Source organism: Roseateles sp. GW821-FHT09H11, assembly GCF_059415845.1.
The window spans coordinates 567,760-589,048 of the sequence record NZ_JBWKOA010000002.1 but is presented as its reverse complement, the minus strand read 5'-3'; the positions used below and the strand labels follow the sequence as shown (position 1 = coordinate 589,048).

Here is a 21,289-nt window from a genome sequence, read left to right as displayed (position 1 = left end):
CCCGCCCGGGGGCAGGTCTTGTCACCATGCGTAACGTGTGTGGGCCAGCGCACGGAGGCCCTTTTAGACTGCGGCGCCTGGTCACCCCGTCCCCCCGTTCCGCCCGCGCCCGCGCCTTCGTCCGATGTTGTCCGCCTCGCCCGCCGTTCCGGCTGCCCTGCCAGCCGTTCTCCCGGCCGCCGCTTCCGCCATGGTTCCCGCCGTCCGCGTCGGCCGCGCGTTTCGTGCCGCCATCGCAGTCGCGCTGATGCTCACGGGCGTCGCCGCCGAAGCCTCCTCCAACGCCTGGCCCGCGCCGCCCCGCCCAGTCGGTTCGGTGGGACTCGCGCCGCGCGGCATGCTGTTCGCGCCCTCGACCGCGACCGCTGGCGGAGTCGTCGCCGAGGAAGGCTCCGACGAACAGTTCCGCGCCCAGGCCGAGGCCGAGGTGCTGCGCCGGCTCGGCGTGGCGGCACGCCGCGATGACCTGCGCCTGTGGCTGCCCATCGTCAAGGGCCGCCCGGTGGTCCTCGACAGCCAGCGATCCGATCCCGCCGATCCGGCGCTGCCTTCCGTGGACTTCCGCCTCGACGGCCTGTCGCCCGACGGCCAGTTCTACGTCGTGCGCGCGACGCTGCCGGCCGGCAGTGAACTGCTGTGGATCTCCCGCGCCGACGGCACGCGCTACGAGATGCATGGCAACGTCAACCCGTCGCCGGACGGTCGCTTCCTGGTGGTGACGCACGCGTCGCCGGGCCAGGAGTTCAACGGCGTGGTCCTCTGGAGCCGCGAGGACGGCCGCCTCGTCGAGCGCTACCGCTTCCAGCCCACGCCGGAGCAGACCGCGATCAGCTTCCGCTTCATGCGCTGGCGCGACGCGGACACCGTCGAGCTGGCGCAGTTCGCCGAAGTCGATGCGACGACCTGCGACCTCGGCACGCTCAGTTCCACCGCGCTGCTGTCCCGCAAGGGCGAGCGCTGGATCCTGCGCAGCGCCAGCGGCCAACGCTGTGATCGATGAAGCGCTGAAGTACAGCGCCACTGAGCCACTGAAGCCCGATGGGCGCATCAGCGCGCGGAGCGTGACCCGCGTTGGCGCGGCATCGCCTTATCACGTTCTTCAAGCCTGTCCTGACACCCGATCACCCGGGAATTGCATCCGATGTGACGCCCGGTAATCGAACTTGTAACAGCATCGGGCGCGGACCTAGGATTTCTCCATCCTCCCTCCAGGTCCGACCATGAACCGACAAGAACAAGCTTCCCAAGCCGCCTGCTCCGGCGCCATCGCCACCGTGACCGCTTCGCGCCCCTCGCTGGCCAAGCGCGCGATCGCGTCCACGCTGATCGCCTCCTGCACGCTGATGGCGTTGCCGATGCACGCGAGCGCGCAGGTCGTGCCGACCGACGCGCTGGTGCAGCCCGCCGCGCCCACCGGCACAGCCGCCGACAGCCGCGTCCGCGTCAACGCCTTCTTCGCCCGCGAGGACGTGCGTCAGGCCATGGTCAAGGAGGGCGTCGATGCCGCTGCCGCGCAGGCGCGCGTGGACGCGATGTCCGACGACGAGATCCGCGCGCTCGACGGCCGCATCGCCGAAGCCCCCGCCGGCGGCGAGGTGCTGGGCCTGATCTTCACCGTGTTCGTGATCCTGCTGATCACCGACATCCTGGGCTTCACCAAGGTCTTCCCGTTCACGCGATCGATCCGCTGAGGTCTTCATGTCGATCACGCGGCCCGTCCGGCTCGTCCGCTCCGCGCGGACTTCCCGCTCGCTGATTCCGCTGGCCGCGCCGATGCTGGCGCTGGCGCTGCTGCTGGGCGGCTGCGCGAGCACGCCGCCGCAGCTGCAGGCGCTGGAACGGCAATGGCCCGCCGACCTGCCGGCGCGCGTGGACCTGTCCGCGAAGACGCCGTTCATCGCGCAGGACGACTACGAATGCGGCCCGGCCGCGCTCGCGATGCTGCTGCGCACGGCGGGCAAGTCCACGACGGTCGAGCAGTTGAAGCCGCAGGTCTTCCTGCCGGGCCGCAAGGGCTCGCTGCAGACGGAGATGCTGGTCGCGACGCGCCGCCAGGGCTTGCCGGCCTATGTGCTGCCGCCGCGGCTGGACGCGCTGCTGGCCGAGGTCGCCGCCGGGCATCCGGTGATCGTGTTCCAGAACCTGTCGCTGGACGTCGCGCCGGTGTGGCATTACGCCGTCGCCGTCGGCTACGACAAGCAGCGCCGGACGATCCTGCTGCACAGCGGCAAGACCGCGCGGCAGGAGATCGAGCTGCCGGTCTTCGAACGCACCTGGGCCCGTGGCGACTACTGGGCGATGACGACGCTCCCGCCCGACCTGCTGCCGGCCTCGCTGGACGGTGCGGGAACCGGCGCCGCGCTGGCGGCGCTTGAACGTCTGGACGCGCCGGCCGCGCGCAAGGGCTACACGGCCGCGCTGACGCGCTGGCCCGGCGAGCCCGTGCTGCTGCTGGGCGCCGGCAACACCGCCTACGCGGCCAAAGACCGCCGCACTGCCGCCCGGCACTATGCGCGGCTCACGGACGTGCGACCCGACCTGCCCGAAGGCTGGAACAACCTGGCGCAGGTGCTGATGGAACAGGGTGAGCGCTACAAGGCCTCGCTCGCGATCGAGCGCGCGGTCGCGCTCGGCGGCCCGCGCCTGGAGCAGTACAAGGCGCTGCAGAAGAAGATCACCGCGGGCATGTGACCCGCCCTTTCCGGCTGGCAGAATCCGCGCGCCCGGCACAAGGGCCGGATGAACAACACCCCGGAGGGAGAGAACACATGAACCCGTGGATCAAATCGGCAGCCACGCTGGCCGCTTCCTGCGCGATGGCCCCGTCCGCGCTGGCCGCAGCCATGACCGGTCAGATCGTTGAAATGGCGATCGACAAGGACATCGGCGGCAACCTGGTCTTCATCAAGCTGGCTGGATCCAAATCCAACCTCCCGGCCTGCCACATCAATGCCAGCTGGGACTTCGTGCTGCCCATCGTCGACGCAGCCGACAAGAACATGTTCGCCATGCTGGTAGCCGCGAAGGCCGCTGGACAGCCCGTCACGGTGCGGGGCAACAACTCCTGCGCGCCCCAGTTCTCCAGCATCGAGCAGGCGCTCGGCGCGCGGATGATCCAACCCTGAGGCCTCCGCGCTCCGCGGATCAAGGCCTGAAATCGATCGTCCGCTGCGCGGCCTCCAAGGCCGCGTCGGCCGCATAGCTCCAGGTGTCGAAGCTGCGTTCGAGCTCGTGCCAGTAGCCGTTGAGTTCCGGCTTGCCGCCGTTCGCGGCGTGCGCGGCAATCACCAGGTAACGGGCCCGGAACGGCGGTGCCTCGCCGACGACTTCGCGGACGAACCAGCGTCCGTTGTGACTCTCGACGCCCCCGACGGCGTCGGTGTGGTCTGGCTTGGCTGACATGAGGACTCCTTTTGCGTTGTGATCGCGGTGTGATCAGGATCGCGCCCCGCTGACAAGCAGGTTGCACCTTCACGCCTGGGCAAGTTTCCCTCCAACCGTCGCCCGGCGCCACGCGCGCCGACGGTGTTTTACCCCCGCATTACAAGGGAGGCCGGCAAGCGCCCGGCCGGGCGCTCCGCGAAGCAACTTCCACGCCGGAAGTGTCGGGATTCATTACACCCGCTGACCCCTGCTCCAGGGACAACCGGCGCAAGTGCTTGAGGCACCGGGAATTCGCACCCAATGGCTTGGATGTTGCTTTAGCCTCCCGTTTCCGTGGCCTCCCGCCAACGACCACAAGAACGACCGTCCGAGAGAGAACCCCCGATGAAGCGCTCGACCCTCCTTCCCCCTCTCCGCGCCACCCTGGCCGCGACCCTGCTGTGCGCGACCGCCGCGGCCGCGCAGGCCTCGGTGCTGATCCTCGGTGCGCCCGTGCAGGCGGGCAGCCTGACCGATGTGCGGTCGAAGATCGCCGCCACCGGCGTGGTCAGCGGCGTGGTCGACGTCTTCAACGTCGCCACGGGCACCCCCACGCTCGCCATGCTGACGGCCTACGACGCCGTGCTGGTCTACAACGAAAGCGCCACCGTGCCCTTCGCCAGCGCCCTGCAGCTGGGCAACGTGCTGGCGGACTACGTGGACCTCGGCGGCGGCGTCGTGGAAGCCGGCCTGTCGCACGCGACCTCCGGATTCAAGGGCATGCAAGGCCGCTTCGTCTCCGCCAACTACGACGTCTTCAACACCAGCAACAACCAGAACTCCTGCGGCGGCCTGGGCCAGGTGGTCCGGTCCGACAGCCCGCTGATGCGCGACATCACCAGCTTCAACGGCGGCGCGTCCGCGCTGTGCTACCGCCTCACGGCCAAGGCCGGCACCGAGATCGTCGCCGACTGGAGCAACGGACAGGCGCTGGCCGGCTACCGCATGGACCACAAGGGCGTGGTCGTCGGGCTGAACATGTTCCCCACCTCCAGCGAAGTGTCGCCCGGCGGCTGGGTCCCGTCGAGCGACGGCGCGCTGCTGATGGCCAATTCGCTGGCCTTCGCCGCGGGTGAGCTGCCGGAGCCGGGTTCGCTGGCGCTGCTGGGCATCGCCGCCCTGGCGGCGGGCCTCGCGGGCCGTCGCCGGACCCGCGCGATCAAGGCCGCGGCCACGGCCTGAACGGAGCCCGACCCTGAGGGATACTGCGGCGCATGTCCACGCCGCCGACCTTCAGCTTCCCCGTCCCGCCCCCCGACCTGGTAATCACCGAGGACGAGCGCGCCGCGCTGTACTTCCTCCCCCAATCGCCCGGCGGCATGCCGGTCAGCGAGGAGATGCAGCAGCGGCTGCAGGACAAGGGCCTGGCGACGGCCATCCGCGAGGACGGCCGCCGCTGGCTCACCGAGCTCGGCGACCGCGCGCGGCTGGGCAAGATCTGACCCCGTCGACGAAGCGGGGCGGCCTCGGTCGATCCGGCCACATCAGCGTGCGCCGGCGCCCGGCCGGACCGGGTCTGCGGTCCTCAACGCCGCTCGTACTGGGTCTTGCCGAAGAGCACTTCGCGCGCCTTGTCGTCGACCAGCGGACGGCGCTTCTCGGCCAGCACCTCGACGGCGCGGACCACCGCGGGCCGCTTCGCGATCTCGTCGAACCAGCCCTTCAGGTGCGGGTGGTCCGCCATCTCCACGCCCTGGTTCTTCGCGCCGCGCAGCCACGGGAAGATCGCCATGTCGGCGATGCCGTACGCGGGCCCCGCGATGTACTTGCTGCGCGCCAGCCGCCGGTCGATCACACCGTAGAGGCGTTTGGCCTCGTTGGTGTAGCGGTCGATGGCGTACTCGATCTTCTCGGGGGCGTACATCCGGAAGTGATGCGTCTGGCCCAGCATCGGCCCCACGCCGCCCATCTGGAACATCAGCCACTGCAGCGCCTCGTAGCGGCCGCGCGTGTCCGGCGGCAGGAACTGCCCCGTCTTGCCGGCGAGGTACAGCAGGATCGCGCCGGACTCGAACAGCGAGATCGGCTGCCCGTCCGGCCCGTCGGGCCCGTCGGGATCGACGATCGCGGGGATCTTGTTGTTGGGGCTGATGGCGAGGAATTTCGCATCGAACTGGTCGCCGGCGCCGATGTCCACGGGAATCACCCGGTAAGGCAGGCGGCACTCTTCCAGCATGATGTGCACCTTGTGGCCATTGGGCGTGGGCCATGAATACACTTCGATCATCAAGCGTTCTCCGTTCGGGCGCGAAGCCCTGTTCGTCCACATGTCGATCGACCACTCCGTCGACGCTTCAATGCACGGACCCCGGGCCCCACGCGCATCGTCCCGCCTCATGGTAATCAAACAAATCAAACAGTGGTTCGCCGCCCGTGCCAACGCGGCCCGGTGGCGTCCCTTGAGCGAGTGGGCCTCGGAACGCGGCGGCCAGTTGCGCCACGCCCGCGACGGGCGCGGGTTCGTCATCGACCTGCCCCGCACGCTGCCCGGCCTGACCCGCATCGAGTGGGGGCCCTCGCAGCGCAGCTACATCGACGGCTTCGAGCTGCGCATGCGCTGCGAGCTCAAGATCAATCCCGACATGCAGATGATGCTCATCGAGCGCAAGCTGATGGAGCGTCTGGAGAGCAGCGTCTTCGAGGCCTACACCGACACGCTGCGCACGCGCGTGGACACGGACACGCCCGAGGAGATGCGCTGGCTGGTGATGTTCCCGAAGCACGCGCAGATGGAGTCCAAGCTCGTGCGGCAGCGCTTCGGCGCGGTGGGCATCAACCGCGAGCTGGTCATGGCCTGGCTCGACAAGGACCTGTCCGAGCGGCTGGCCCAGGCGACGCAGGACATCCTCGTGGAGGGACGTCCGTTCGTGCTGCTGAGCCTGCGCGGCAACGTCTATCTGCGCACGTCGATGGCGGAGCCGGCGATGGCGGAGCTCCAGGCGCTGACGCGCGTGCTGGAGGCCGCGGCGCTGAGCGCGCAGGCGGTGCATCAGCGTCTGGGCGACGGCGGACCGTGGCCGACGACGACGTCGGTGGCCTGGCACAGCCGGCCGTCCGAAGGGGATTACGGCTCGCCGGCCTGAGAGTCGCCGCGCCCTCCTACTTCCTCTCCCGCAAGCGGGAGAGGAAGCAAGAAGGTATCGAATCTAGGCGAAGAGATCGGCCGCGCCGGCCACCGCCTCGGTGCAATCGATCAACCGGCCATGCCCCGTGATGAAGGCGCAGCGCACCGGCTCGCCGGGCTGCAGCGCCATCACGGCCTCGCGGTAGCGCCACAGCTGCTGGATGTACTCGGGATTGCGCTGCGGCGCCGGGTGGAGCTTGTAGTCGAGCACCCACCACGTGCGCACGCCCGCGCCGTCGCGGCGGCTGACGAGCCGGTCCAGCCGCATGTCATGGCCGTTCCAGCTGAGCGGCACCTCGTTGCCGTGCCAGTCGAGCGCGGCGGCATCGAAGAACGGCGCGCAGTCCCCGCTGCCGAGGATCGCCCGCACGCTGCGCTCGAGGCGCTCCGTGCGGCGCGCGTCGAGGCCGTACATCTGCGCCGCGGCCGCCATCAGCCGGTCCAGCGCATGCGCGCCGCCCTGCGGCCCGCTGTGCCATTCGAGCACGCGATGCAGCGCCTCGCCGAGCGCGGCGCTGTCGTCGACCTCGTCGGGACTCTGGCCGACGTCCGCGCCGGCGTCCGCCACCTCCGCCGGCAGCGGCTCGACGCGCGGCAGCATCTTGAGACACGCGACGTCCTCGTCCGGCACGCGCTGGCCGTCAGCGACCTCCGGCACCGCCATCGCCTCGGCCTGCGGCTGCACCCGCGTCCACCACGTCCCCGATGAGCTCTGGCGCTTCGCCGGCGTGCGGCTGAGCAGCAGCCGGTGCCGCGCGCGCGTCATCGCGACATACAGCGCGTTGAGCTCCTCGCGCTGGCGTTGGTCCTTCTCGTCGTCGAGCAGGGCCTGCAGCGACGGCGGCGGCTTCGCCTCCGACACGAGGAAGGCCACCGTCCGCGGCACGGCCTCCTGCACCGGCCAGGAGATCGCCAGCGCCATGCTCTCCGAGCGCGCCGGGCCGGCCTCCGCATCCATCAGGATCACGACCTTCGCCTCCAGCCCCTTGGCGCCGTGCACCGTCAGCAGTTGCACGGCATCGGGCTCGGCGGGGGCCGCCAGCTTCAGCGCGCGGCTCTTCAGCGCGCGGACGAAGCCGTACAGGCCGGCGTACCGGCCACCATCCAGCTCCAGGGCCAGCGCGAGCAGCGCCTCCACCGCATGCAGCCGCGCGCGGCGCTCACTGGCCGGCACGGCAGCCGCCAGGCGCGCCATCAGGTCGCCCTCATGGACGATTGCGTCGAGCAGATCGTGCGGGCTGCGCAGCACCGCCGTCGACGCCCAGCGCGACAGCAACCCCTGCGCGCGGCGCAGTGGCTCGCTCAGGGCCTCAGGATCGGCTTGGAGGAGCGTCTCCCACCAGGAGCGGGTCGTCGGACCTTCCTGCTGCGGCGCCTCCGGACGTGGGTCCGCAGGCGGGAGATCGCCCACCTGCTCCGGCTCAGCGGGCCCTCCACGGGGCATGGGGGATCCCTCCAGGCCCCCCAAGCCCCATGCCGGTCCTGCAGCACCCGCTGCCTGCGTTGGTTCTCTGTCCGTGGGAGGCTGCTCCTGCTGCTCCTGCTGCTCTTGACCGAGCCACTTCACGGAACGTGATTCGGCGGCGAGCCACAGCAGGTCCGCCTCGCTCGCGCCGAACAGCGGGCTGCGCAGCGCGTGCGCCAGCGACAGCTGATGGCCGCTCGACGCCAAGGCATCCAGCAGCGCCAGCAGATCGCGGACGTCCGGCGCGTCGAGCAGCGCCATGTCCTCCGGCGCCGCATGCGCGATCCCCTGGCCCTTGAGGATCTGCGCGAGCACGCGCAGGCCCTCGCGCTTGCGCGCCAGCACGAAGATCTCGCCCGGCTGCGCCTCGCGCTTGGCCAGCAGATCACCGATGCAGGCGGCAATCCGCCCGGCCTCGGCCTCGCGGCGATGCAGCTCCGGCTCGCGCCGCGCTTCGGTCAGACTCGGGCGCCAGGTGCCCTCCTCCCGCGTCGTTTCGGTCGCTTCGTCATCGGAGGTCTGGTCGCCGGCGATGAAGAAGACCCCGTCCAGCGGATCGCCACTGCCCGACTCCGTCGTGTGCGGGCGGAAACCGCTGTACTGCTGCGCCAGGCTCGCCGATTCGAAGACGGCGTTCACCGCCGCCAGCACCGGGCCCGAGTTGCGCCGCGTGTGGTCGCACGCGAGCAGCACGCCATCCAGGCCTTCGCGCACGAAATCGCGCGCCGCCGCGAAGACGCGGGGCTCGGCGCGGCGGAAGCGGTAGATGCTCTGCTTCGGGTCGCCGACGATGAAGACCGACGGCGGCCGCTGTCCGCTGGCGCCGCCGCCCGCGCCGACATAGCCGGACAGCCATGCGTGCAGCGCGTGCCATTGCAGCGGGCTGGTGTCCTGGAATTCGTCGATCAGCAGGTGCCGGACCTGGCTGTCGAGCCGCTCCTGCACCCAGCCCGACAGGTCCGCGTCCCCGAGCAGGGCCAGGGCGCCGCGCTCCAGGTCGTTCATGTCGACGATGCCGCGCTCGCGCTTGAGGCGGTCGAACGCATCCAGCAGCGTCAAGGCCAGCGCGCACATCTGCTGGTGCCACAGGCGCGCGCGGTCCTGCTCGATCGCGAGCAGCAGCCGCTGGAGGCGGTCCATCGCCGCCGACAACGCAGGCGAGTCGCCGAGGTTCTTGCGCGGCGCGCCTTCCGCCGTGAACAGCGCCTGGCGCACGCCGGCGAGCGCCTCCTCGTCGGGCAGCTGCAGCGCCTGCTCGAGCGCGGTCGCACATTTCTTCGGCGTGACCTTGGTCGACTGGCCGAGCTCGATCGCGAGCGCCTGCAACTCGGCGCGCAGGGGCGCGAAGGCCTCGATCGGCGCGGCGAATGCGGCGAGCTCGGGCACGGCCTCGGCCGCCGTCGGCATGCTGTCCATCAGCCGGCCGTGCGCGTGGGCGAGGCGCAGTTCCACCCGCTTCTCGAAGGCCGACGTCAGCCAGTCCAGCAGCTTGTTGCGGCCGTGGATCAGGCTCAGGTCGCGGTAGATCGTCAGCAGCGCGTCGTCCTCGAGCACCGCGGCGTGGAAACGCTGCCAGAGCTCGGGCATCAGGTCGCTTTCGTCCTCCAGCAGCTGCAGTTCCGGCGACAGGCCCTGCGCGCGCAGCAGTTCCAGCGGCGCGGCGCGCAGCAGCTGCGAGAACCAGGCGTGGAAGGTGCGGATCTCCACTGGCCGCGCGTCCTGCAGCAGCCGTTGCTGCAGCGTGGCCAGGCGCGGCGCGAGGTCGACGGCCTGCGCCTGCGGCAGCCCGCGCTGGCGCAGGGCGAGCACGCGACCCGCGTCGTCGCAGTGGGCGAACTCGTGCAGCCATTCGTTCAGGCGCGCGCGCATCTCGCCGGCGGCCTTGCGGGTGAAGGTGATCGCGACGATGTCCTGCGGTCGCGCGCCGTCCAGCAGCGCGCGCAGGATGCGCGAGACCAGCATCCAGGTCTTGCCCGCGCCGGCGCAGGCTTCGACGACGACGCTGCGCGCCGGGTCGCAGGCCAGCTCGTAGAAGCGCTCGCGCGCGACCGGCGCACCGTCGAGCGTGTAGGCGGCCGCGCCCAGCGGATCCGCCGTGGCGGCGTTCGACGTGGCGGCGTTCGTCATCGGCGCGTTCATCGGGGCATTCGTCGGGGCGGTCACGGCGCGGCTCCATCCCAATCGTCGCGACGGCACAGGCCGCGCATCTCGCAGTAGGCACAGGCAACGCCCTCGCCCAATGCCGGCAGCGGATCGCCGGCGTGGATGGCCATCAGGTCCCGGCGCAAGCCGTCCAGCATCACGGCCGCCGTCTCTTCCACGTGGTCGTGCTCGATCTCGGCGATGCCCTTGGCGTCGTCCAGGGCCAGGTATTGCGCACGCAGCGGGCCGAGGTCGTGCAACTGGCCGACTCCCATGAGCACGGCGTAGACGGCGAGCTGTGTGTCTTCGAGCGGATTGGCGACCTTGTCCTTCAACCCCTTCACGCTACCGGTCTTGTAGTCGACGAGCAGCCGGCCATCGGGCGCGTCGTCGATCCGGTCGATGCGCCCGAGCAGCGCGAGTTCCGCGAGCGCAGGCTCGATCTCCGCCCAGGGACGCACGCGGCGGTCGACCTCGCCGCGTTCGAAGCGCTGGCCCTCGGCCTCGCGCTCCGCGAGCCAGCCGAGGTAGGCCGGCACGAAACGCGCGAAGCTCGCCGAGTACGGCAGGAACTCCGCCGGCGCCAGGCCCAGCTCGCGCATCTGGTCCTGCGCGGCGCGCTGCAGGCGGGCGTCGTCGTCGAGATGGGGATCGCGGCACTCCACGCGCTCGGTGTGGAACTGGTGCAGCACCGCGTGCAGCCAGGTGCCGTAGTCGCGCTTGTCGGCCTGGACATCGAGCTCGCCCGCTTCGCGCATGCCCAGCAGCACGCGGGCAAAGAACTGGTACGGGCATTGGCGCAGCGACTCCACCGCGCTCGCGCTCAGCGCGGCAGGCAGCCGACCTTCCGCCTGCGCGGCGGCGCGGTCGACCTGCGCGGCCGGCACGGTCGCGTCGAGGCGCGGATCGTGCCAATGCGGCAGCACGTGGCCGGCCGCCTGCAGTGCGAGGTCGAGCCGGTCCAGCAAGGGGCTCGCCGCCAGCGGCTCGCTGCCGAGATGCCCGCGCCGCAGCAGCGTGACCGCCGGCGCGCGCAGCAGCTGCGCGAACTGCCAGGCCAGCGCATGACGCTTGCCTTCGACGGTCGGCAGGCCGAGCTCGCGCGCGAACGTGTCGCCGATCAGCACCGGCCCCGGCGGCACCGGCCCCAGCGTCGCGGCGTCCGCGCCCGGCAGCACGATGGCGCCGAACGGGCGCAGCATCGTCCGCGCCAGCGGCGTGATCATGATCTGCAGTCCACCTTCGAGCGGCGGCTTGTATTCGCCGGCCTCGAGCGTCTGCGACACCCAGTCGACGAACTCGGAGGCGGTCAGCTGCGCGCCTCGCAGGACCGCTTCGTGGCCGGAACCCGGCCAGGGCGTCTTGCTCAGCCACAGGGCTTCCAACACCTGCGGACCGCCGGCGGGCTGGCGCTTGAGCTGCTCGTCGGCACCGAGCTGCTGGAGCGTCTGCCCCAGCGCGGCAATCCAGGCGTCGAGCGCCTGCGCGCCGCGCAGTTGCAGCGGCACCAGCGCCTCGCGCGCGGCCTCCCAGAGCCGCTCGCTGCCCGGAGGGAGACGATCGGCGCGCACCGCCTGCGGCGTGGACCAGCCACGCTTGCGGCAGTGCGCCTCCAGCGCGCTCAGCGAGGCACTGCCGCCGCGCTCGCGCAGCGACGAGGCCAGCGGTGTCTTCAACCAGGCGAGCCAATCGTCGACGGTCGCCTCGCGGCGCGCGGCGCGCAGCATCGCCATCAGCTGGGCTGCCGGCGCGGTCGTCGCGAGGGTCCAGCCGGTCTCGTCCTGGATGCCCAGGCCCTGGCGCTCCAGCAGCGCGCGCACGCGCCGCAGCAGCACGCGGTCCTGCGCGATCAGCGCGACCGGCGCGCGGCCCGCCTGCAGGTGATCGAGCACCGACGCGGCGCTGCATTGCGCCAGGTCCTCGAAGTCGTCGCACACGGCCTGTTCGATGCGCCCGACCGGCGCGCCGCCGTCGAACGCGGCGTCCAGCGGCAGATCGGCGTTCAGGCGCAGGCAGGGAACGCCGGCGGCCTCCGCGCTCGCGAGCAGCGCCTGCGCGAGCGGATCCGGCCCACCGCACTGCAGGTGCAGCCAGGCGCTCGGACGCAGCGTGAAAAGCGCGTCGGTGGCCGGCGCGCGGGGGTCGGCCGCGGCCCATTCGAGCGCCACCGCCAGCAGCGCGCGCTCCAGGTGCCCGACGCCGCTCTGCAGCGCCAGCGCCGCCCGGCCTTGTTCCCAGAACTCATGGCGATGCACCGGATCGCGCAGCGCGGCGGCCCGCGCCAGCGCATGCGCGGCTTCGACCAGCCGCTGCACCGCGGCGTCATAGGCACGGGGATCTTCCTTGCGCAGCGCCTCGGCCCAGCTCTGGCCGCGCATCAGGGCGCGGGCGGCCAGCGCATCGATCGCGGCGTCGCCGGTCAACTGGTCCGCCTGCGGCAGCGCGCTCGGCCCCAGCGCCGACGCGAGGCTGTGCGTCGTCTCGATGCGGGGCTGCCAGCGCGACAGCTTCATCCAGGCGCGCCGCGCCGGTGCCAGATGTTGCGCGAAGGGCAGCAACAGCACGGCGTCCCGCGCGGACAGCCCGTTGGCCTCCAGCCATTCGGCCGCGCGGCGTGCGACGCCATCCCAGATCGCGGCGCTGGTGTGGGCCGGCGACAACGGAAAGTCGACCGGCGACTGCGGAAAGTCGACCGGCGACTGGGGAAAGTCGACCGGCGGCAGAGACGTCATCGTGGGCGGCGGCGTGGTCGACAAGGCGGTGGGACTGGCGGTGACGATGGTGGCGGTGGCGGCAGGCAACAGCGGCAATGGCGGCAATGGCAGCAACGGCGGCGGGCCCGGAGGCGCCGCCGAAGATTCCGCGCATCGCGACGATAGCGAAAACCAGGCGCCCGGCGGCTTGAGATCCGCCCGCGCACCTGCATGTCGGATGAGCGCCTACTCGGGCCGAGGTTTCCGGGCTTGTGTGAGAATCGTCTCACCCTGCAACCCTGGGGCCCCCGAGGCGGTACACATTGTCGCCCGGCTGGCCGCCCGTCCGTGGCATCCGCCCGGCAGGGACATCACGCAAGGACCATTCCCATGAGCAGCGAACAGATCAAACACATCTCCGACGCCTCGTTCGACAGCGACGTCATCCAGTCCGACAAACCCGTGCTGGTCGACTACTGGGCCGAGTGGTGCGGCCCCTGCAAGATGATCGCCCCCATCCTGGACGAAGTCGCCAAGGACTACGGCGACCGCCTGCAGATCGCCAAGCTGAACGTCGACGACAACCGCGAAGTGCCCGCCAAGTTCGGCATCCGCGGCATCCCGACCCTGATGCTGTTCAAGGGCGGCCAGCTCGCCGCGACCAAGGTCGGCGCGTTGTCCAAGGCCCAGTTGACGTCCTTCCTCGACGCCAACCTATAATGATTCCATTCGCCGGGGCCCAAGCGGTCCTGGCGAACAACTTGCCACCACGCCCTCCCGGGCCCAACGGCGTCTTCCGGACGCCGTCGATCTTCCGGGTGAGCGCGTGGACTCGGCGCCCAAGTCTCCACGCTTTCCTCAAGTCCGCCGCAACGCGGATGCGCGTCCCTTGGGCTCGCCGTTGTTTGTGTCTCTGGCCTTGGCAGGCCCTGGACGACAGACCGGGTCAAACCCCCCATGCATCTTTCTGAACTGAAGGCGCTTCACGTCTCCGCCCTGATCCAGATGGGCGAAGAGCTGGAGATCGACAACGTCGCCCGCCTGCGCAAGCAGGAGCTGATGTTCGCGATCATGAAAAAGCGCGCCAAGGCCGGCGAGCAGGTGTTCGGCGACGGCGTGCTGGAAGTCCTTCCAGACGGCTTCGGCTTCCTGCGCTCGCCCGAGGCCAGCTACATGGCCTCGACGGACGACATCTACCTGTCGCCCAGCCAGATCCGCCGCTTCAACCTGCACACCGGCGACATGGTCGAAGGCGAAGTGCGCGTGCCCAAGGACGGCGAGCGCTACTTCGCGCTGGTCAAGGTGGACCGCGTCAACGGCCTGACGCCGGAGGAGTCCAAGCACAAGATCATGTTCGAGAACTTGACGCCGCTCTTCCCGAAGGAGCAGTTCAAGCTCGAACGCGACATCCGCGGCGACGACAACATCACCAGCCGGATCATCGACCTGATCGCCCCGCTGGGCAAAGGCCAGCGCGCGCTGCTCGTCGCCCCGCCCAAGTCGGGCAAGACGATGATGATGCAGCATCTGGCGCACTCGATCGCGGCCAACTATCCCGACGCCCACCTGATGGTGCTGCTGGTGGACGAACGCCCCGAGGAAGTGACCGAGATGCAGCGCACCGTGCGCGGCGAGGTCATCAGCTCCACCTTCGACGAACCGGCCGCGCGCCACGTGCAGGTCGCGGAAATGGTCATCGAGCGCGCCAAGCGCCTGGTGGAACTGCGCAAGGACGTGATCATCCTGCTGGACTCGATCACCCGCCTGGCCCGCGCCTACAACAACGTGCTGCCCAGCTCCGGCAAGGTGCTGACCGGTGGTGTGGACGCGAACGCGCTGCAGCGCCCCAAGCGCTTCTTCGGCGCCGCGCGCAACATCGAGGAAGGCGGCTCGCTGACCATCATCGGCACCGCGCTGGTGGACACCGGCTCCAAGATGGACGAGGTGATCTACGAAGAGTTCAAGGGCACCGGCAACTGCGAAATCCATCTGGACCGTCGCATGGCCGAGAAGCGCGTCTATCCGTCGATCCTGCTGAACAAGTCGGGCACCCGCCGCGAGGAGCTGCTGCTCAAGCCCGAGATCCTCCAGAAGGCCTGGATCCTGCGCAAGCTGCTGTACCCGATGGACGAGATCGAGGCGATGGAGTTCATCCTCGACAAGATGAAGTCCTCGAAGAACAACCACGATTTCTTCGACATGATGAGACGCGGGGGCTGATTCAGCCCGGTCTCCGGACTTCACGGAAGCCGCCCCTGGGCGGCTTCTCTCATTTCAGCTATACTCCGCGTTTTTCCGCTGTCGACAAGTGCGCTGCAAGGGGCAGTGTGGCTGGCGGCACTGCAGCGAGGATTTTCAAATGGCCAAAGAAGGCATTCACCCCAACTATCGCGACGTGGTCTTCCTGGACCAGTCCAATGGTTCCCAGTTCGTGATCCGCTCGACGGTGCAGACGAAGGAATCGATCAAGCTGGACGACGGCCGCGAACTGCCGCTGGTCAAGCTGGAAACCTCCAGCGAATCCCACCCGTTCTACACGGGCACCCAGAAGAGCGTCGACAGCCTGGGCGGTCGCGTCGAGAAGTTCCGCAACAAGTTTGCGAACCTGCGCAAGAAGGCCTGATCGGCCCTCCCCGACCGGATCTGATCCGGTCACCGCAAAAAGGCAGCCCCACCGGCTGCCTTTTTTCATGGCCGCTCCGGAGCCCGCCTCCGCCACGCCGGACTGAGGGGCGCGATACGTCGTCGCGTCCCGGGACATGGCTTCGCCCCGCCTTTACCGCAGGGTGTCAGGAGACTCGTCCTGAGCCCGGCGAAGCTGCGGCATGATGCGCACCGGCATCCACAACGACAACGAGACAGACGCGCATGAATCTGCCCACCCCGGCCGTCGTGGCCGAGCGCAGCACGCACCCGATCCCGCGCTGGGCCCTGCTGCTGCTGTGCGCCGCCTACGTGCTGCCCGGCCTGTTCGGCCGCGATCCCTGGCGCAATGCCGACCTCACCGCCTTCGGCTTCATCGCCAGCATCGCGCAAGGCCACGCCCCGTGGCTGCAGCCCGCGATCGCCGGCCTGCCCGCGGATGGCGGCCTCCTGCCGTACTGGGTCGGCGCGCTCGGCGTCAAGTTGCTGCCCTTCCTCGATCCCTCCGTCGCGGCGCGCATCCCCTTCGGACTGATGCTGGCCGCCGTGCTGGCGCTGGCCTGGTACAGCTGCCTGCACCTGGCGCGCACCGAGGCCGCGCAACCGGTGGCCTTCGCCTTCGGCGGCGAGGCCCACGCGGTCGACTACGCCCGCGCCATGGCCGACGGCTGCCTGCTCGCGCTGATCGCCAGCCTGGGGCTGCTGCGCCTGGGGCATGAGATCACGCCGGAGATCCTCCAGCTGCTCGGCATCACGCTGTTCGTCTACAGCCTTGCGGCGCTGCCCTTCCGGGCCTGGAAGGCCCGCACGGCGATGCTCGTGGCGCTGCCGGTGCTCGCCACCAGCGGCGCGCCCGTCGTCGCGCTGGCGCTGGCCGTCGGCGCCCTGTGGCTGTGCTTCCGTTCCACCTACGAGGACGCCCGCAAGTTCCTGCCCTGGATCCTCGCCGCGATGGTGCTGGCCGCGCTGGTCGCATGGCCGATGCACGGCTGGGCCTGGCGCGTGAAGGCCAGCGAACGCAGCGTACTGGACTGGTTGCGGCTCCTGGGCTGGTTCTGCTGGCCGGCCTGGCCCCTGGCGGCCTGGTCGCTGTGGCGCTGGCGCGCCCACCTGATGCGCCGCCACCTGTCGGTGCCGCTGCTGGCCTCGCTGGTGCCCTTGCTGACCAGCCTGCTGATGGGGGCCGACGACCGCGCGATGCTGCTCGCACTGCCGCCGCTCGCGGTGCTGGCCAGCTTCGCGCTGCCGACCTTCCAGCGCAGCGCGAGTGCCCTCCTCGACTGGTTCTCGGTCTTCTTCTTCACCGTCGGCGCCATCTTCCTGTGGCTGTACTACATGGCCCTGCAGATCGGCTGGCCGGCGAAGCTCCTTGCCAACGTCCGCAAGCTGGCGCAGGGCTACGAGCCGCAGTTCAGCCTGCTGACCTTCGTGGTGGCCGTGCTGGGCACGCTGGCCTGGCTGTGGCTGGTGCGCTGGCGCACTGCGCGACACCGTCACGCGCTCTGGAAGAGCCTCGCGCTGCCGGCCGGCGGCGTGGCGCTGGCCTGGCTGCTGGCGATGACACTGGGACTGCACACGCTGAACTACGCGCGCAGCAACAAGCCGCTGATCGACCGCATCGCCGCGCATGTGCCGGCGAACGTCGAGTGCATCGCCGCTCCCGGCCTTCCGACCCATGCCTTGGCGGCCCTGGAGTTCCAAGGCCACTGGAAGGTCGACGCGACACAGGGCCTCGACCGCACGACCTGCCCCCTTGCGATCACCGTGCAGGCGGAGAGCACCCCGATGCCGCCGAGCGGCTGGCGCGTACTCGGCGTGGTCCGCCGCCCGACCGACCGTTTCGGCACCTACCTGATCATGCAGAAGGATCGCTGATCAGCGCCCCGCGCGCAGTCCTCGATCCAACATCGAGCCATCCCTCGGTCCCAGACCGTGAAAGTCCTCGGTGGTTCGGGGACGGGGATGCATGGGGTTTGGACGCTTGCCGTCCGGGCCCCATGCATCCGCGGCCAAGCGCGCCGACCTCCCGAAAGCAGAATGGCTCCGAGCGGAGCCATTCTTTCGTGGACGCTCAAAAGCGACCTCAGAGATCGTCGCCCCCCGCCAGTGCGGCCGGCGCCGCTTCATCGCCCATGGCCGACGCATCGACGAGACGCACACGCGCCGCCGGGAACAGCAACCTGAACCTGGAGCCCTTCCCGGGCTCGCTCTCGATGCGCAGCTCACCGCCATGGCGCTGCACGACGTGCTTGACGATCGACAGTCCCAGACCGGTGCCGCCGGTGTCCCGCGAGCGGCTGCCATCGACGCGATAGAAGCGCTCGGTCAGTCGCGGCAGGTGTTCGCGCGCGATGCCGGGCCCGTTGTCGATGACCGAGATCTCGCCGCCGTTGTCCGGCAGCCATCGCCACTGCAGTTCGATGCGCCCGCCCTCGGGGGTGTAGCGCACCGCGTTGCTCACCAGGTTGGCGATCGCGCTGAGGATTTCCGTCTCGACGCCCGCGAGCTCGACGCCCGTATGACGTTCGCAGACGAGCTCGTGCCGCCCGTTCGACAGCGCCTGCGCGTCCGCGCCGACGCGCTGCAACAGCGGATCCAGCGAGATCCAGTGATCCGCGCCCGGCCGCGGACTGCCCTCGAGTTGCGCCAGCGTCAGCAGGTCGCCGACCAGCGTCTGCATCCGCGTCGTCTGCTGCTGCATCAGATGCAGCACCCGCTTACGCTCGGCCTCGGTCAACTGCAGGCTGGCCATCGTCTCGATGAAGCCCGCCAGCACCGTCAGCGGCGTGCGGATCTCATGCGAGACATTCGCGACGAAATCGCGCCGCATCGCTTCATTGCGTTCGCGGTCGGTGACGTCCAGCGACAGGACCAGTTTGCGCGACTCCCCGCCGACGCCGTAATCGCGGACCAGCACCTGCAGCGTCGACTTCGCGCGGGTGTTGGTCAGTGTCAGCGGCTGCTGGAAGTTGCCGTTCTGCAGATAGGACACGAAGGCCGGATAACGGACCAGGTTGGTGATGCGCTGCAGCTTGTCGCGTTGCGGATCCAGCGAGAAATGATCGCCCGCCACGACGTTGCACCACTGGATGTGGTCCTGCCCGTCGAGCAGGATCACGCCGTTGGGCGAAGCCTCGATCGCGAGCAGGAACTGCTCGAGCTGCTGGCGTTCGCGCTCATAACGGCGCTCGCGGTCGCGCAGGCCGCGCTCGACGCGGTAGGCCATCTCGCCCCACAGGCCGCCGAGGCGCGGCGCATCGTCGTCCTGATCGCCGCGCAGCCAGTGCACGAGCCGGTGCGCCCGGGCCGCGTCCCAGACCGCCATCAGGATGACGGCCGTCGCCGCGGCCAGCGCCGCGGCCAGATGCGGCATCCCCGTCCACTCGCCCAACCAGTACCCCAGGCCGCCCGCGACGCTGGTGCCCAGCACCAGCATCAGGACGCGAGAGAACATCCATGCCATGGATGCGCCCTCAGGCCGACAGGGCGCTGCTGCTCTGCTGGGTCAGCCGGTAGCCGGCGCCACGGACCGTTTCGATCATGCGCGCGCAACTGACCTTCTCGAGCGCCTCGCGCAGGCGCTTGACGTGGACGTCCACGGTGCGTTCCTCGATGAACACATGGTCGCCCCAGACACGGTCCAGCAGCTGCGAGCGGCTGTGCACGCGCTCCGGATGCGTCATGAAGAAGTGCAGCAGGCGGAACTCGGTCGGACCGAGCTTCACCTCGACGCCTTCGCGGCTGACGCGGCGCGTGCCGGGATCGAGCACCAGGCCGCCGACCTCGACGGCCGTGTCCAGCGCCTCGGGCGCCTTGCGGCGCAGCACCGCGCGGATGCGCGCCAGCAGTTCGTTCGTCGAGAACGGCTTGGTCAGGTAGTCGTCCGCGCCGGCGTCCAGGCCGGACACCTTGTCGACCTCTTCCGCGCGCGCCGTCAGCAGGATGATGGGCAGCTCGCGGGTGCGGGTGGCGCCGCGCCACTGGCGCGCCAGCGCCAGGCCCGTCTGGCCCGGCAGCATCCAGTCGAGCACGACCAGATCGGGCAGCACGCGGTCCACTTCCAGCTGGGCCTGTTCGGCATTGCCGGCCAATGTGACCTCGTAACCGGCGTGGCGCAGGTTGATGGAGATCAGCTCGGCGATGGCGGATTCGTCCTCGACGACCAGGATGCGACTCATGCGGGGTAACTCCTCTTATTGGGTCCCGCCGGCGTGCCCGTGGCGGGCGGGCCGGACGGGTGATCGCTTGTCGGTGCTCAGCGCACCATGTTCTCGACGGCGTCCGGCGAGTTGTGGCGGACGTCGGTGCCCTTGACCACGTAGATGATGACTTCGGCCAGGTTCTTGGCGTGATCGCCGACGCGCTCGATCGCCTTGGCGACGAACACCAGGTCGATCGACGACGAGATGGTGCGCGGGTCTTCCATCATGTAGGTGATGAGCTTGCGCATCAGGCCGTCGAACTCCTTGTCGATCTGGTCGTCGGCCTTCAGCACTTCCAGCGCGCGATCGACGTCCAGGCGCGCGAACGCGTCCAGCGCCTTGCGCAGCTGCGCGGTGGCCAGCTCCGCCTCGTACGAGAGGTCCGACATCGGCAGGCGCAGCCGGCTCGACACGCCGGTGTTGATCAGGCGCTGCACGGTGCGGGCGATGCGGGCCGCCTCGTCGCCGACGCGCTCGAGGTTGGCGATCGTCTTGGACACGGCGATCAGCAGGCGCAGGTCGCGCGCGGTCGGCTGGCGGCGGGCGATGATCGTCGACAGGTCGCGATCGATCTCGATCTCCATCGTGTTGACGATCTCTTCCTGCTTGAGCACGTGGCTGGCGATGTCGCCGCTGAAGCTGCCCAGCGCCTCGACGGCCTGCGCCACCTGCGATTCGACCAGGCCGCCCATCTCGAGGACGCGCGTGGAGATGCCGCTCAGCTCGGCGTCGAATTGGGTAGAGAGATGCTTGTCGGTCATGGTGTGTGCTCCCTGTTGATCAGCCGAAACGACCCGTGATGTAGTCTTCGGTGTCCTTGCGCTTGGGCTTCATGAAGAGCTCCGCGGTCGGTCCGAATTCGATCAGGTCGCCCAGGTACATGTAGGCCGTGTAGTCCGAGCAGCGCGCCGCCTGCTGCATGTTGTGGGTCACGATCGCGACGGTGTAGTCGTGCTTGAGCTCGTGGATCAGCTCCTCGATCTTGCCGGTCGAGATCGGGTCCAGCGCCGAGCACGGCTCGTCCAGCAGCAGGACTTCCGGCTTGATCGCGATGCCGCGCGCGATGCACAGGCGCTGCTGCTGGCCGCCCGACAGGCCCGAACCGCTCTGGTTGAGCTTGTCCTTGACCTCGTTCCACAGCGCGGCCTTCTTCAGCGCCCATTCGACGCGCTCGTCCATCTCGACGCGCGACAGCGTCTCGAACAGCCGCACGCCGAAGGCGATGTTGTCGTAGATCGACATCGGGAACGGCGTCGGCTTCTGGAACACCATGCCGACCTTGGCGCGGATCAGCGACACGTCTTCCTTGCTGGTGAGGATGTCCTCGCCGTCCAGCAGGATCTGGCCTTCGGCGCGCTGTTCCGGATAGAGCTGGAACATGCGGTTCAGCGTGCGCAGCAGCGTGGACTTGCCGCAGCCCGACGGGCCGATGAACGCGGTCACCTTGTTCTCGGGGATGTCCAGGTTGATGTTCTTCAGCGCGTGGAAGCTGCCGTAGTAGAAGTTCAGGTTCTTCACCGAGAGCTTCGCCTTCTCGGTCACCGGCATGTCGACTTTGACGTCCATGTTGTTTCTCGATTCGTTGGATTCGTGGACC

General features: G+C 69.6%; 19 protein-coding genes. 11 read left to right on the top strand and 8 right to left on the bottom strand.

The genetic code is table 11. The annotated features are described in order from the left end of the window. Positions 1 to 190: 190 nt before the first annotated feature. From AC07PR_RS09760 to AC07PR_RS09745, 4 genes are all read left to right on the top strand, one after another. A complete protein-coding gene (locus tag AC07PR_RS09760; protein ID WP_495135143.1) occupies positions 191 to 1,000 on the top strand; it encodes a hypothetical protein in 810 nt (269 codons plus the stop codon). 220 nt (positions 1,001 to 1,220) lie between these two features. After that, complete coding sequence (locus AC07PR_RS09755) at positions 1,221 to 1,691, top strand: PA2779 family protein (protein WP_495135142.1); 471 nt, start codon at positions 1,221 to 1,223, stop codon at positions 1,689 to 1,691. Between the two features lie 7 nt (positions 1,692 to 1,698). Continuing rightward, on the top strand, positions 1,699 to 2,691 hold the full coding sequence (locus tag AC07PR_RS09750) for a PA2778 family cysteine peptidase (protein WP_495135141.1): 993 nt from the start codon (positions 1,699 to 1,701) through the stop codon (positions 2,689 to 2,691). Positions 2,692 to 2,768: 77 nt separating this feature from the next. Continuing rightward, entirely contained in the window at positions 2,769 to 3,125 is a 357-nt protein-coding gene (locus AC07PR_RS09745; protein WP_495135140.1) for a hypothetical protein, read from the top strand. 19 nt (positions 3,126 to 3,144) lie between these two features. Here the strand turns inward: AC07PR_RS09745 and AC07PR_RS09740 are convergent, their stop codons facing one another. After that, a complete protein-coding gene (locus tag AC07PR_RS09740; RefSeq protein WP_377154082.1) occupies positions 3,145 to 3,402 on the bottom strand; it encodes a hypothetical protein in 258 nt (85 codons plus the stop codon). 366 nt (positions 3,403 to 3,768) lie between these two features. Here AC07PR_RS09740 and AC07PR_RS09735 point away from each other — a divergent pair, with 366 nt between their 5' ends. Beyond that, positions 3,769 to 4,605, top strand: a complete 837-nt coding sequence (locus AC07PR_RS09735; protein ID WP_495135139.1) for a PEP-CTERM sorting domain-containing protein — start codon at positions 3,769 to 3,771, stop codon at positions 4,603 to 4,605. A 32-nt stretch (positions 4,606 to 4,637) separates the two neighbouring features. After that, positions 4,638 to 4,865, top strand: a complete 228-nt coding sequence (locus AC07PR_RS09730) for a hypothetical protein (protein WP_377154078.1) — start codon at positions 4,638 to 4,640, stop codon at positions 4,863 to 4,865. A gap of 83 nt (positions 4,866 to 4,948) precedes the next feature. Here AC07PR_RS09730 and AC07PR_RS09725 read toward each other — a convergent pair whose 3' ends face one another. After that, the gene (locus AC07PR_RS09725; RefSeq protein ID WP_495135138.1) at positions 4,949 to 5,650 is read right to left on the bottom strand and encodes a glutathione S-transferase N-terminal domain-containing protein; all 702 of its coding nucleotides are present in this window, start codon (positions 5,648 to 5,650) and stop codon (positions 4,949 to 4,951) included. 172 nt (positions 5,651 to 5,822) lie between these two features. Here AC07PR_RS09725 and AC07PR_RS09720 point away from each other — a divergent pair, with 172 nt between their 5' ends. After that, on the top strand, positions 5,823 to 6,506 hold the full coding sequence (locus AC07PR_RS09720) for a hypothetical protein (RefSeq protein WP_495135137.1): 684 nt from the start codon (positions 5,823 to 5,825) through the stop codon (positions 6,504 to 6,506). Between the two features lie 63 nt (positions 6,507 to 6,569). Here the strand turns inward: AC07PR_RS09720 and AC07PR_RS09715 are convergent, their stop codons facing one another. Both AC07PR_RS09715 and AC07PR_RS09710 read right to left on the bottom strand, forming a co-directional pair. Continuing rightward, on the bottom strand, positions 6,570 to 10,175 hold the full coding sequence (locus tag AC07PR_RS09715) for a UvrD-helicase domain-containing protein (protein ID WP_495135136.1): 3,606 nt from the start codon (positions 10,173 to 10,175) through the stop codon (positions 6,570 to 6,572). Beyond that, the gene (locus AC07PR_RS09710) at positions 10,172 to 12,955 is read right to left on the bottom strand and encodes a PD-(D/E)XK nuclease family protein (protein WP_495135135.1); all 2,784 of its coding nucleotides are present in this window, start codon (positions 12,953 to 12,955) and stop codon (positions 10,172 to 10,174) included. The genes AC07PR_RS09715 and AC07PR_RS09710 overlap by 4 nt, the downstream gene beginning before the upstream one ends. A 282-nt stretch (positions 12,956 to 13,237) precedes the next feature. On the opposite strand from AC07PR_RS09710, the gene trxA reads away from it, so the two are divergent. The 4 genes from trxA to AC07PR_RS09690 all read left to right on the top strand — a co-directional run bounded on the left by trxA (position 13,238) and on the right by AC07PR_RS09690 (position 17,365). Continuing rightward, a complete protein-coding gene (gene trxA, locus AC07PR_RS09705; protein WP_088406647.1) occupies positions 13,238 to 13,567 on the top strand; it encodes a thioredoxin TrxA in 330 nt (109 codons plus the stop codon). Between the two features lie 237 nt (positions 13,568 to 13,804). Beyond that, positions 13,805 to 15,067, top strand: coding sequence for a transcription termination factor Rho (rho, locus tag AC07PR_RS09700; RefSeq protein WP_067270357.1), 1,263 nt, complete (start codon positions 13,805 to 13,807; stop codon positions 15,065 to 15,067). Between the two features lie 139 nt (positions 15,068 to 15,206). Further along, positions 15,207 to 15,470: a type B 50S ribosomal protein L31 gene (locus tag AC07PR_RS09695; RefSeq protein ID WP_431104186.1), complete on the top strand. Its 264-nt coding sequence runs from the start codon at positions 15,207 to 15,209 to the stop codon at positions 15,468 to 15,470. Positions 15,471 to 15,715: 245 nt separating this feature from the next. After that, positions 15,716 to 17,365 (top strand): hypothetical protein, encoded by a 1,650-nt coding sequence (locus AC07PR_RS09690; RefSeq protein ID WP_495135134.1) that lies wholly within the window; start codon positions 15,716 to 15,718, stop codon positions 17,363 to 17,365. Positions 17,366 to 17,573: 208 nt separating this feature from the next. On the opposite strand, the gene phoR is transcribed toward AC07PR_RS09690, so the two are convergent. The 4 genes from phoR to pstB form a co-directional block, all read right to left on the bottom strand. Next, positions 17,574 to 18,953, bottom strand: a complete 1,380-nt coding sequence (phoR, locus tag AC07PR_RS09685) for a phosphate regulon sensor histidine kinase PhoR (RefSeq protein ID WP_483106916.1) — start codon at positions 18,951 to 18,953, stop codon at positions 17,574 to 17,576. Between the two features lie 10 nt (positions 18,954 to 18,963). Beyond that, a complete protein-coding gene (gene phoB / locus AC07PR_RS09680; RefSeq protein ID WP_067270346.1) occupies positions 18,964 to 19,668 on the bottom strand; it encodes a phosphate regulon transcriptional regulator PhoB in 705 nt (234 codons plus the stop codon). Between the two features lie 77 nt (positions 19,669 to 19,745). Further along, a complete protein-coding gene (gene phoU / locus AC07PR_RS09675; RefSeq protein WP_067270342.1) occupies positions 19,746 to 20,453 on the bottom strand; it encodes a phosphate signaling complex protein PhoU in 708 nt (235 codons plus the stop codon). 19 nt (positions 20,454 to 20,472) lie between these two features. Further along, complete coding sequence (gene pstB, locus AC07PR_RS09670; RefSeq protein WP_067270340.1) at positions 20,473 to 21,258, bottom strand: phosphate ABC transporter ATP-binding protein PstB; 786 nt, start codon at positions 21,256 to 21,258, stop codon at positions 20,473 to 20,475. Positions 21,259 to 21,289: the final 31 nt, after the last annotated feature.

Bases quoted from the DNA above. Each gene is read 5' to 3' on its own strand.
- AC07PR_RS09735 (WP_495135139.1), top strand. From the start codon at position 3,769: ATGAAGCGCTCGACCCTCCTTCCCCCTCTCCGCGCCACCCTGGCCGCG.
- phoU (WP_067270342.1), bottom strand. From the start codon at position 20,453: ATGACCGACAAGCATCTCTCTACCCAATTCGACGCCGAGCTGAGCGGC.
- pstB (WP_067270340.1), bottom strand. From the start codon at position 21,258: ATGGACGTCAAAGTCGACATGCCGGTGACCGAGAAGGCGAAGCTCTCG.
- AC07PR_RS09750 (WP_495135141.1), top strand. From the start codon at position 1,699: ATGTCGATCACGCGGCCCGTCCGGCTCGTCCGCTCCGCGCGGACTTCC.
- AC07PR_RS09690 (WP_495135134.1), top strand. From the start codon at position 15,716: ATGAATCTGCCCACCCCGGCCGTCGTGGCCGAGCGCAGCACGCACCCG.
- AC07PR_RS09730 (WP_377154078.1), top strand. From the start codon at position 4,638: ATGTCCACGCCGCCGACCTTCAGCTTCCCCGTCCCGCCCCCCGACCTG.
- AC07PR_RS09755 (WP_495135142.1), top strand. From the start codon at position 1,221: ATGAACCGACAAGAACAAGCTTCCCAAGCCGCCTGCTCCGGCGCCATC.
- AC07PR_RS09725 (WP_495135138.1), bottom strand. From the start codon at position 5,650: ATGATCGAAGTGTATTCATGGCCCACGCCCAATGGCCACAAGGTGCAC.
- AC07PR_RS09695 (WP_431104186.1), top strand. From the start codon at position 15,207: ATGGCCAAAGAAGGCATTCACCCCAACTATCGCGACGTGGTCTTCCTG.
- AC07PR_RS09760 (WP_495135143.1), top strand. From the start codon at position 191: ATGGTTCCCGCCGTCCGCGTCGGCCGCGCGTTTCGTGCCGCCATCGCA.
- phoR (WP_483106916.1), bottom strand. From the start codon at position 18,953: ATGGCATGGATGTTCTCTCGCGTCCTGATGCTGGTGCTGGGCACCAGC.
- phoB (WP_067270346.1), bottom strand. From the start codon at position 19,668: ATGAGTCGCATCCTGGTCGTCGAGGACGAATCCGCCATCGCCGAGCTG.
- AC07PR_RS09745 (WP_495135140.1), top strand. From the start codon at position 2,769: ATGAACCCGTGGATCAAATCGGCAGCCACGCTGGCCGCTTCCTGCGCG.
- rho (WP_067270357.1), top strand. From the start codon at position 13,805: ATGCATCTTTCTGAACTGAAGGCGCTTCACGTCTCCGCCCTGATCCAG.
- AC07PR_RS09740 (WP_377154082.1), bottom strand. From the start codon at position 3,402: ATGTCAGCCAAGCCAGACCACACCGACGCCGTCGGGGGCGTCGAGAGT.
- trxA (WP_088406647.1), top strand. From the start codon at position 13,238: ATGAGCAGCGAACAGATCAAACACATCTCCGACGCCTCGTTCGACAGC.